The sequence below is a fragment of the Roseobacter sinensis genome (assembly GCF_025755255.1).
GTDB classification, from domain to species: Bacteria; Pseudomonadota; Alphaproteobacteria; order Rhodobacterales; family Rhodobacteraceae; genus Roseobacter; species Roseobacter sinensis.
Genome location: NZ_JALIEB010000042.1, coordinates 1 through 10,625 on the forward strand (window position 1 = coordinate 1; position 10,625 = coordinate 10,625).

The 10,625-nt window shown below is 55.0% G+C and carries 8 protein-coding genes and 2 pseudogenes; 4 read left to right on the forward strand and 6 right to left on the reverse strand.

The window, feature by feature from the left end:
* Nucleotides 1-160 precede the first annotated feature (160 nt).
* A protein-coding gene (locus MUB52_RS23440) for an IS5 family transposase (RefSeq protein ID WP_263846583.1) occupies nt 161-918 on the forward strand; the annotation gives its coding sequence in 2 pieces (ribosomal slippage) (nt 161-497 and nt 497-918; 759 coding nt in all).
* A gap of 264 nt (nt 919-1,182) precedes the next feature.
* Nucleotides 1,183-3,144, forward strand: a complete 1,962-nt coding sequence (locus MUB52_RS23445) for an alpha/beta hydrolase family protein (protein WP_263846584.1) — start codon at nt 1,183-1,185, stop codon at nt 3,142-3,144.
* An 83-nt stretch (nt 3,145-3,227) separates the two neighbouring features.
* Here MUB52_RS23445 and MUB52_RS23450 read toward each other — a convergent pair whose 3' ends face one another.
* From MUB52_RS23450 to MUB52_RS23475, 6 genes are all read right to left on the reverse strand, one after another.
* A complete protein-coding gene (locus MUB52_RS23450) occupies nt 3,228-4,496 on the reverse strand; it encodes a class I SAM-dependent methyltransferase (RefSeq protein ID WP_263846585.1) in 1,269 nt (422 codons plus the stop codon).
* On the reverse strand, nt 4,471-4,932 hold the full coding sequence (locus tag MUB52_RS23455; RefSeq protein ID WP_263846586.1) for a sterol desaturase family protein: 462 nt from the start codon (nt 4,930-4,932) through the stop codon (nt 4,471-4,473). The genes MUB52_RS23450 and MUB52_RS23455 overlap by 26 nt, the downstream gene beginning before the upstream one ends.
* 554 nt (nt 4,933-5,486) lie before the next feature.
* Nucleotides 5,487-6,143, reverse strand: a complete 657-nt coding sequence (locus MUB52_RS23460) for a hypothetical protein (RefSeq protein ID WP_263846587.1) — start codon at nt 6,141-6,143, stop codon at nt 5,487-5,489.
* Nucleotides 6,103-6,567: a toxin-activating lysine-acyltransferase gene (locus tag MUB52_RS23465; protein WP_263846588.1), complete on the reverse strand. Its 465-nt coding sequence runs from the start codon at nt 6,565-6,567 to the stop codon at nt 6,103-6,105. The genes MUB52_RS23460 and MUB52_RS23465 overlap by 41 nt, the downstream gene beginning before the upstream one ends.
* Nucleotides 6,568-6,773: 206 nt before the next feature.
* Nucleotides 6,774-7,106 (reverse strand): hypothetical protein, encoded by a 333-nt coding sequence (locus tag MUB52_RS23470; RefSeq protein WP_263846589.1) that lies wholly within the window; start codon nt 7,104-7,106, stop codon nt 6,774-6,776.
* Nucleotides 7,107-7,281: 175 nt separating this feature from the next.
* Nucleotides 7,282-7,476, reverse strand: a complete 195-nt coding sequence (locus MUB52_RS23475) for a hypothetical protein (protein ID WP_263846590.1) — start codon at nt 7,474-7,476, stop codon at nt 7,282-7,284.
* A 55-nt stretch (nt 7,477-7,531) separates the two neighbouring features.
* Here MUB52_RS23475 and MUB52_RS23480 point away from each other — a divergent pair.
* Both MUB52_RS23480 and MUB52_RS23485 read left to right on the forward strand, forming a co-directional pair.
* Nucleotides 7,532-8,465 (forward strand): annotated as a pseudogene (locus tag MUB52_RS23480) (IS3 family transposase); the annotation flags it as partial.
* 76 nt (nt 8,466-8,541) lie between these two features.
* Nucleotides 8,542-9,926, forward strand: a pseudogene (locus MUB52_RS23485) (transposase).
* Nucleotides 9,927-10,625: the final 699 nt, after the last annotated feature.

Consider the following 10,625-nt stretch of genomic DNA (forward strand, 5'->3'; position numbering starts at 1 on the left):
GGCTGATCCTCCCGCTCGCTAGGAGAATTGAATCAGCGACTTGCCAATCGATCAAGAAAGAGTTTTTCAACAAAATAGGCTATGAGGCCCGGCCCTAGGGTCAGGACCCATTGATTTCCATCTGGCAGCGTGATTCACCGCTACGAAAATGGCGGTGAATATGTCTGATCTTTTCTGGCTGACGGATGCGCAGATGGCACGTCTTGAGCCCTTCTTTCCGAAGTCTCACGGCAAGCCTCGCGTTGATGACCGGCGTGTACTGAGCGGGATTATCTTCATAAATCGCAATGGCTTAAGATGGCGGGATGCACCGGCTGCCTACGGACCACACAAGACGCTCTACAATCGTTGGAAGCGGTGGAGCGATAAGGGGATCTTCGCCCAGATGATGATCGGGCTGGCCGCCGATCACGGGGAACAAAAGACTATCATGATTGACGCCACCTATCTCAAAGCCCATCGCACGGCGTCCAGTCTGGGCGTCAAAAAGGGGGGTGTGGACGCCTGATTGGCCGCACCAAGGGCGGTATGAACACCAAATTGCACGCCATCTGCGACGGCCAGGGACGCCCACTGAACCTGTTCGTGACCGCCGGGCAGGTCAGCGATTACATTGGTGCGCGGGCATTGCTGAGCAGCATGCCTGATGTCGAGTGGCTGCTCGGTGATCGCGGCTATGATGCCGATTGGTTCCGAGAAGCGTTGAAAGACAAGGGCATACGGCCTTGTATCCCCGGTCGAAAGCAGCGCAAGATGACCGTCAAATACGACAAGCGCCGCTACAAACGACGCAACCGGATTGAGATCATGTTCGGTAGGCTCAAAGATTGGCGACGTGTCGCAACCAGATACGACAGGTGCCCGAAGGTCTTCCTCTCAGCCATCGCACTCGCCGCAACTGTCATCTGTTGGCTATGAGGCCCGGCCCTAGGATCAGAACCTCTCATTGCCTCCTGAAGGTCAAGCATTTTTTCGCTGACGAGCGTCAGTGGCGCCGGGGGCTGATTGCCAATAACGCTTCATCTGGGACATGTTTGGATTGCTTGAATTGGCAGAGGAAGGAATGGCGGTATACCAGAACCTCTACGTTTTGCCCGAAAGATCAGAACTCTTCGTGTTTTTACCATTCTGGGAGATCAACAAGGCTCCGGTAAGTGGTGGCTTTGACCGCGTGAGTTTCCCGTGAACAAGCTATTCATTGGCGCTCTCGTCGCTATTTGCGCTGCCGCGGCGGCAAGTATTTTTGTAACAAGAGACATCCCGCCGACCCATGCTGCGCTCCGGGACAGCGACCTGCCGCGGCTTGTCCCAACACGAGCATTTTATGCCGACCCGCGCGCTGAGTTTAACTACATTGCATCACATGATGGGAAGTATGTCGCGCTTGAGAAGGCAAGCCTTCTGGGGCGAAGTGTCGTCGTAAGAGATGTCGCGTCGGGAAAGGACATCTCGAGTTTCCCAAGTGATCTCTCCTTCGTCCGTTGGAGCCCGTCAGAGCCCAAGCTCCGCTTCATTCATGATGGCAATGATTGGGAAGCCGACCCATTCAATCCCGATCGCAGCAATTGGGTCCGGATCAGCCCCGTCAAACTCTCCGGAGGCTGGCAGAAAACCCAGATCGCAACAAGCCAAGATGCCGAAATCCTGACATGGGGAAAGATGCATAACAATGCAATTGGACATCTCTGGCTGGTGTCTCAGGACGGTTTGAAGGCCGAAAAAGTTGCCGAAGGCAACGAGAATACAAAATATTGGATCGTCGACGCGGAGAAGGTGCCCAGACTCCGCGTGGACACTGCCAATCCATCAACGCTTCGGATCTTTCGGAGGGACAACGATGTCTGGCAACCTCTGACCGACGTCAGCATTAACGATGCGTTTTATCCGCTTTCCTCCGTTCGTGAGGATGGAACGGTCCTTGTCCGGTCCTCGCGCGGCCGCGACAAGGTGGCTCTTGTCGCGTTCAATACGGAAACTGCCGAAGAACGCGTTTTGCTCGAAAACCCCGACGCTGACGTTGCCTGGGAGACATCACTGAATCCCGAAGGCCAACCTGACATCTTAAGGCTTGGGGCGACCACGTTTGAACGAACAGCGCTCACAGAGCGGGGCCAGGTGTTTCTGGATATTCTTTCCGAATTCCCTCAACCCGTCTCAATCGGTAGTGTGTCGCCGACGGCTTCTGGCCGCTACGTTACGGCCGCAATTTCGCCGCAGGAGAGGTCATTCATCTATCTGTTGATCGATCTGCAAGATAGGTCCTACATCACTTTGGGCGAGTATCACTTTCGCCGATTCAGCGACCGTCTTGTGCAAACCCAAAGCCTAAGCTACGCGGCCCGGGATGGCCGAGAAATCCCCGCGCTTCTTGCCAAACCCAGTGGCGTTTCTGGTGCCATTCCATTCATTGTTCGGATACATGGCGGTCCGGCACAGAATTACTACCTGGAATACGATCACGAAACTCAGTTTCTGGTCAATCGGGGCTATGGCGTATTGTCCATCAATTTCCGTGGCTCGACAGGGTTCGGGAAAGCGTTTCAAGCCGCGGGTTTTGGCGAGTTTGGTCGCGCCATGCAAGACGATGTTGCAGATGCTGCACATTGGCTAGTCGCGCGTGGCTGGGCTGATCCTGATGCCCTGGCCGTCATGGGAAGCAGCTATGGGGGGTATGCCGCGGCTCTGGCCATGACGCGCGACGCTGGCTTGTTCGATGCGGCGATTGTCGAGTTTCCACTGTTGGATCTGGAGTTTCAGGCCACTCACTATCCGGGATGGTGGGAAAATCAACTGGATGGCTGGTCGCGCTACTTTGGAAGCCCGGACAACGCCAACGATCTAAGGGAAATCCGGGACTTTTCGCCTTCCAATCAAATTGATCACCTACATGGGCCTCTATTGCTGCTTGCAGGTGAACAGGACCCGGTTACCGACGTTCGGCAAGCCAAGCGGTTTGAGCAAGCTGCCTTGGAGGCAGGCAAAGCCGTGCAAGCCCATTACTTTCCCGAGGCGGGGCACGGCGTGCAGCACTGGCGCGATCAACTGCGGCGTGCTCGTCTTATCGAAGACTTTCTGGCGCACGAGATAGGTGGGCGCTCGGGTGGTTTCGAATTTGTAGAGATGGCACCAGATTTCATCGACTGACACCAAGTACCGAATTCTTCGGACATCCGCGGGCAAAGGGTGAGATTTGTGCAGTTTCTGAAAACGTCGCGGAAAATGCGCGCCTAGTGCCTTTCAACAAATGCGACCTGTGAAATCTCTTCGGTGCGGGCGATGGCCCTTATCAGATCAGTGCATCGCAACCTCAGGCTCTCATCCAGTTTCGTGCTGGAAAACAGTGTTATCTCGTCGGAGGGTGAAAACTGCGCGGACATCATCACTTGTGCGGCGAGATATGACTGCGCAAGGGCTTTCGGCTCACACTTTTCAAAATTGGAGCGATCAAGGAAGCTTGAACTGACTTCCAACGCCCCAAAACGCTCCTGCAGATCATCGATCCACATTTTCACCGATTTGATCATCGTCTCGCAATGAGACGCTTCTTGTTGCGTATCGACGATATGCGTGAAGTGCAAAAAGGTAGTTCTGGAATCTTTCGACAAACGATCCACTATATCCGGTTTGAATGCTTCGGTGCCGTCCCAAACCAGATAGTTTCTCTGTGCAGCTGTTGTGATCGGGGTGTCTGAAAGCGCGACCTGCCGATCTTCAAACGGCTCGCGGAAACACACGCACACGGATTGATAGTAGCTCGCCTCTTCCGGTGAGAACCAACGGAGCCTCTCAAACCCGGTGTGTGACAGCAGTTTTGACAACTCGATTGGGGGGATCGCGCGCCGGTCCATCGAAAACACCGATATTCGTGGCGGCTGCCCTTCGTCAATCAGGAAATAGCTGCATTCGTGAATGCGTGATCTGGGTTCGCCGTTCCAGACGCGGCGCTGAAAATAAAGGTAATTCCGGGTGTCTCGATCAATTGGCGACACGCGGGTCAACGCAACGTCGGGCTCCTCCTTCATCAGTTTCCCGTAGTCATAAAGGCTGATTACCCCGACTCCTTCCGGCGTTAGGCAGCGATGGATTTGGCTAAGACACGCAGACAACTCCTCTTCACTCAGGAAGTGCGTTACGAAACTGGATAGCGCGAAAGCGACGTCAAACTCTTCTTTGAACTCGGCCTCAAGAAAGTCACACGAGATAAATCTGATCTCCAGTTCCAGCTTTTTGGCAAGCCCCTTGGCGACCTTGATGCTCTCATCGCTGAAATCAATTGCCGTGACCTCATGACCCATCCTGGCCAATGCAGCGGCCACTTGCCCGGTGCCGCATCCAATTTCAAGAATTCGCTTCTTTCCCAAGAAAATGGACGGAAAGATCTTTTTGCAAAGGCCGTCAATTTCATTCATACCGCCTTGCTCGGAACGATGCATCAGATCGTAATGCTCTGCCCAGTTTTCGTACACGCCTTTAAACGACATCCCGACGAGTCCCAAAAACCGTATCCCAAAGCCTGAAATACTGATCGTAATTGACCGAATGGTCTTGATGATGCTTGAGGTGGTATCGCCCCATGGCCAAACCCGGAATATCTATTCGGGGGTTATGATCTGTTATCCCTTCCGCCAAAACAAAACCGTCGACATAGTACAGTACTGCGATTGGCCAGGCGTCCGGCCAGATATACAGCATGACGCAAAGTGGTAAAATCTCGGTCACCCATTGATCGGCTGTTGCACGCCAATCATTGAACCACCCGATTAGATTGAGCCATGAGAATTCGAACTCACCCTTGTATCTTTGTGCATGGTGACTTGAATGAAGATACCAGAGAAAGGCGAACTTATGCGCAGCTCTGTGCGTCCAATAAACTACGAATGTAAAAAGAATGAAAAACAAAAATAGTTCTGCGATATAGAGCAAGATCATCATTTGCTTATCCCCAACAACTCCATGCGTCTATGAAAACACCGCAGTTATGCTCTGCATCAAACAGGATATTGTCTCGGTTCAAATCCAATGCGAAATTATGTTCTCGGGCTCTTCTGCCCAAGAGATATGCTATCTCGAACAGTTCTCCCTCCGGTCGTCGTACGTGCGGCCGCTCATCTAACTCCGCATACGCACAAGCTACAGCCTTATTGATATCGCCCCAGAACTTGACCGATCCGGGCGCCCGATCCAGGTAGCGAATAGCGGTCCGTGACCAACGCGCATGAGTGGTATGTTCAATGAAATCGGGTAGGTGCTTGCTTTTGGCGTGATTTGAAATGTCAACGAACGCGTCAAAGGCAGGACAAGGCAGTGCGACGCGTATGACGATGTCCGCCCCTTGCATCCTCAGCACAACCGCGTCGTCCCCTCTGCCAACTTCGTTGTACCCGTAGCAAGACAGGCGTTCTATCTCGGCACGTGCCAAAGAATATACAGGGTGCGGCAGGCCCAAGCGCGCGCCTGCATCGGGTTTCTGAGCATGATCTGGCACATCAGCTAACATCGTTGGCCTCCCGGTGAACGACACTGCTGAGGGTCACGCACTCAGGGCAAATCTGACAGCGCAGATAACCCTCGCCATCGGGGTCATAGCGCGGCTCCCTGCAACTGGCCGTCATGTCAAAGAGGTGCTTCGGCAGATAATTCGCTTCTTTTTGCTTGCGGGGTGGAGGATCCCACAGAAAACATGTCGGAAAATCCTCCGCTCCCCAGGTCAGGCGTAGTATCCTCACGGTATAGGCGCGCAGAAACCGATAGAGTTCACTTCCAGGATTCCAGCTTTTGTCTTCGTCGCTGTTCATGCTCAGCAATATGCGATCATCCCTCGAAAAACCGTGGGACCGCGCCGCGTGGGCTGCCAGAAACATCGCGGTAGACGTGTCGCGGGCGAAGCTGCGGAAGGCCCGCAAGTCCACCGTGCTTTGACCAAATGAAAACGGACGGTAGGTTTCGGAAATCAGCGGCAGCATCCGGGCGACCGCGTCGTTTTCATAATCCGCGGTGCGGGTTGAGTTATGACCACTGTCGCTTCGGGCATGTCTGCTGATGTGGTGAGCAAACACGTCATCGTCGGTTTCGCGAAGCAGGTTGACGAGCCCATATGTGCTATCAAGCCCGCCGCTCCACATTACCAGCGTTTTTCGCACCATGTGCCAGTCCTCGGAATTTACACCACTTTCTGATCGAACCATCCAGATTTCTACGAATGGCGTATCCTGTGCGGTTCCGAAAGTGATTGCGATGCAGATCTCTCACAAGGTTGAAACCGGAAACATTGGGGGCGATAAAATCCACGAACCACAATCGATTGCCGGAATTCCATTGATCGAGCGGTGGCGTTTTCGATCGCCTGAAAAATTCGTTTTCAACTTCGATTGCGACTTCTGCCCATGTCGCGCATGCGCATGGTGTATTGCTGTCGTCATACCAGATTTTGCAAAACCTGTGCCAAACTGGCGGGAAAAAGTTTCTCTCGATATCCACGACCGACCAATGACGATGCAGTCCAGATTGCATGCATAACCTCAGGATTGCGCCGAGGGCGTTGTCAAAGTCGATTTCACGTCTGTTCATGCAGTCGACCTACCCATTTGTGAAACGCTATTTTTTCTGGAAGTAGGCCAGAAGCAGAAATACTCCGAACATCAAGATGAAGAATACGGGGTACGATGCGATCGAGTGTGCTTGCGAAAAGAATTGGTTCAAGAGGAAGTATACGGCGAGCGAGATCAGTGCGCCCAAGAACGCGCCAATCATTTCAGAACGCATATTCTGCATGACTACTGGCCACCACCGGCGTCGCCACCGCCACCGCCACCGCCACCGCCGCCGCTGCCAGCGGCAATTCCACCAGCGACCGCGCCGCCCACGGCTCCGGCCAGTCCACCTATGGCGGCCCCCGGCACGCCACCTGTGATGCCGCCCCTTACTGCGCCGCCGACACCGCCGGCAATCGCACCGTTCCGCGCGCCCTCCTGCTCAGCCGCCGAGAATCCCACAGAGCCGCCGATCCCCGGTCCGGAATTGCCGCCGTCGCCAGCCCCTCGGCCGCCGCCTTCGCCACCGCGCGCCATTTTGTTATCAATTGAAAACAATCCGTTGGGCAATCTCATGAGAAGCTCCTTGCTAGATTTCAAAAACGATCGGATAGCCGCGAGTGCTTGCGACAGAAAAATACAATCACGCGATCATTTACCTGTAAATGTTGCTCGCAGCCCATTTGAGACGCGTTGAACGGGCCAAGCCGAAAACTGCTGAGGTGACATGCCCGGATGGGGGATTCTTTGCTCAAATCAGGCAATGGACTGCCTCGCCCTTGCCTTGGATATTTGACAAAAGCGTGAGGCGGGCTGTTTCTGACCCTTTAATGCGATCCTTGAGCACTGCACGGTCATTCAACCGTTGCCACTTCTGCGCAGCAGGTCGATGTTCCCCTGCGACGTCGAAAAGGAACACTAACAAGTGCAGGCTTTGCCGGAACATGGTCTTCCCCCACTGAAGTGGTCCTCCGCTATGATTAGGAAAACGGAGGAAGACCATGGCAAACAAGCGACCGAAGCCCGAAGAGATTGTCACGAAGTTACGGCAGGTTGAGGTTCTGACGGGGCAAGGTATGCCGCGTCTGGATGCGATCCGGCAAATTGGCGTGACTGAACAGACGTATTACCGCTGGAAGAAAAAGTACGGTGGAATGGGCACAGACCAATTGAGAGAACTGAAGCGTCTGCAGAAAGAGAACGAGCGGCTTCGCAAAGCTGTTTCTGATTTGACGTTGGACAAGCTGATCTTGGCGGAAGCCGCGAAGGATGAAGGGCGTTTGGCAAACCATCCAGTGGATGGTTTGTAGCCCTGAACGCGAAGCCCTTCTAAGCCCCGCTCGCCGCCGTGCCTGCATTGATCGTGTCCGCAATGAACTGAATGTCTCAGAGCGCCGCGCTTGCCGAGTACTGAGACAACACCGATCCACGCAACGAAAGGTGCCAGTTGGCCGCGCGGATGAAGAACAATTGGTGGCCGACATGATCGAGCTGACACGTCAGTATGGCCGATATGGCTATCGTAGGATCGCGGCGCTGCTGAGAGACGCTGGTTGGCACGTGAATGACAAACGCGTGGAACGGTTGTGGCGACGAGAGGGGCTGGTGCCGATAAAACAACCGAAGAATGGACGGCTCTGGCTCAATGACGGATCGTGCGTTCGGTTGCGGCCTGAACGTCGCGATCACGTGTGGAGCTATGACTTTGTGCATTGTCGCACTGACGATGGAAAAGCTTTCCGGACACTGAACATCATCGACGAATACAGCAGAGAGTGCCTGGCCATCCGCGTGGATCGCAAGCTGAACTCAGGCCACGTGATCGATGCCCTAAGCGACCTGTTCATCCTGCGCGGCGTTCCGTCCTTTATCCGGTCTGACAACGGCCCTGAGTTCGTTGCTCAGGCCGTCCAGGACTGGATCAAAGCTGTTGGCGTATTCTGTTGAAAAACTCTTCCTTGATCGAGGGGTAAGTCGCTGATTCAATCTTTCCCACGAGGAGGGATTTGCGATGATGGGACCGAAGCAGGAAGCGCAAGCGGCGTTGTTCTATGAGTTCTCGCTGGAAGATCACGTTCCGCAAGATCACCTGCTACGCTCGATTGATCGCTTTGCCGATCTGGGGACAATCCGCGCGCATCTCGCCGATTTCTACAGCCACACTGGGCGCCCGTCTGTCGATCCGGAGCTGCTGATCCGAATGCTGCTAGTCGGGTATTGCTATGGCATTCGGTCCGAGCGGCGGTTGTGTGAAGAGGTGCATTTGAACCTCGCCTACCGCTGGTTCTGTCGTCTCGATCTGAACGACCGCGTTCCTGACCACTCTACCTTTTCGAAGAACCGGCATGGGCGTTTCCGCGACAGCGAATTGCTCCGCCATCTGTTCGAGACGACGGTGGCGCGGTGCATCGCCGAAGGCCTCGTCAGCGGCCAGCGCATGGCCATTATGCCAGCCTCATCGAAGCTGACGCGAACAAACAAAACTCGACTCCCAAGGAAGATTGGGACGCATCGACCATTGATCCAACTGAAGCACCGCGTGCCGTGCGCGAGAATTTCGACACGTTAGATGAGGCGGCATTCGGTGCGGCAAGCGAGGTGCAGCCGAAGTTCACATCTCATTCCGACCCGGCGAGCCAATGGACCGCGGCACGCAAAGGGCCAGCATTCTTTAGCTATTCTGACAACTATCTGATCGACACGGACCACGGTGTCATTGTTGATGTGGAAGCCACCCGGTCCATCCGCCAGGCCGAGGTCGGATCAACCAAGACGATGCTGAACCGCGTGAAGGCGAAGTTCGACCTGCATCCTGAACGTCTAATCGCGGACACGGCCTACGGCACAGGGCCGCTTCTGGGCTGGCTGGTCGATCGCAAAATCGCGCCGCACATACCAGTCTTTGATAAGTCCGGTCGCAACGATGGAACTTGGACGCGTGCCGACTTTGAGTGGGACGCCGAGAACGACCAGTACATCTGCCCCGAGGGCCACGCACTTAAGCAGTTCCGCCGGAACTACTCAGACCCAACCAGGGGGCCAACGGGCAAAGGCACGGCTCGATACCGAGCCTTGAAAGATGTTTGCCAGGTCTGTCCATCCAAAGCCAAATGCTGCCCCAGGGCCGATGCCCGCAAGATCACCCGCGAAGAACACGAAGACGCCCGGCAGGTCGCCCGCAACATCGCCAAAACCCGCCAGTACGACATCTCGATGAAGCTTCGGAAGAAGGTCGAGATGCTCTTCGCTCACCTCAAACGCATTCTTGGTTTAGGTCGGCTCCGATTACGCGGCCCATGCGGCGCAAATGACGAATTCCTCCTCGCCGCAACCGCCCAGAACCTCCGCAAACTGGCGAAGATCTTTCCTGCACCGCAGCAAACGCGGAAAGCCTGATCACAGAGGCACTCGCGCCCTGTTCAGATAGCGACTTTCTGCGCCAGCAACACGTTGTTTTTCCACAGAATCAGCCGCAAAGCCGACATTCGCTTCAACGCAGAAAAGATGCAAGTTGAGGCTCATTGCGGCCATCGGAGCGACTGCGGGATCGCGTAGCCACGCTCAGGTAGTGGCAAAGGGGACGGCCTTTTGCTGCCCTTCGACTTCGGTCCTAAGTGCTGCGGCCGCAGCCCGCTTAGAGGCCATTCGCAGCGAAAGCTCGGGCTCTGCGAATGGGAAATGCGCGGGACAGAGCCGCGTTCGCCAGGCCTTCGCACCCATCTCAAACCGTCCAATAATGTAGCGCCCTAAGGTTCTCTTGGCTTCAAGTGCCCGTCCTCTGGAAGGTCACCTTCCCTGTAACCCACCTCCAGCATCATGCGCCGCCGCGCCGCTGGCAGGACATCTCCATTAGGCATCAGATCTTCTCGAGCATACCCCAGGTCCACTACCATCTGGCGCCGCGCCGCCGGCAGAGGCGCGCCGTGGGGCGTCCAGTGAGGGCCAGGACCGTCCAACTTTGCATCGATACATGCCCGATGCGGGGTAGAACCCAATACACCACCGCCATCGTCATACTGGTGGATTCACATCCGAAGTGCAAATTCTGTATCAAAACAGAACGTTGCACGGAGGCTTATGAATGGGACGCTGTTA

Bases quoted from the DNA above. Each gene is read 5' to 3' on its own strand.
- MUB52_RS23455 (WP_263846586.1), bottom strand. From the start codon at position 4,932: ATGATGATCTTGCTCTATATCGCAGAACTATTTTTGTTTTTCATTCTT.
- MUB52_RS23460 (WP_263846587.1), bottom strand. From the start codon at position 6,143: ATGGTGCGAAAAACGCTGGTAATGTGGAGCGGCGGGCTTGATAGCACA.
- MUB52_RS23465 (WP_263846588.1), bottom strand. From the start codon at position 6,567: ATGAACAGACGTGAAATCGACTTTGACAACGCCCTCGGCGCAATCCTG.
- MUB52_RS23470 (WP_263846589.1), bottom strand. From the start codon at position 7,106: ATGAGATTGCCCAACGGATTGTTTTCAATTGATAACAAAATGGCGCGC.
- MUB52_RS23475 (WP_263846590.1), bottom strand. From the start codon at position 7,476: ATGTTCCGGCAAAGCCTGCACTTGTTAGTGTTCCTTTTCGACGTCGCA.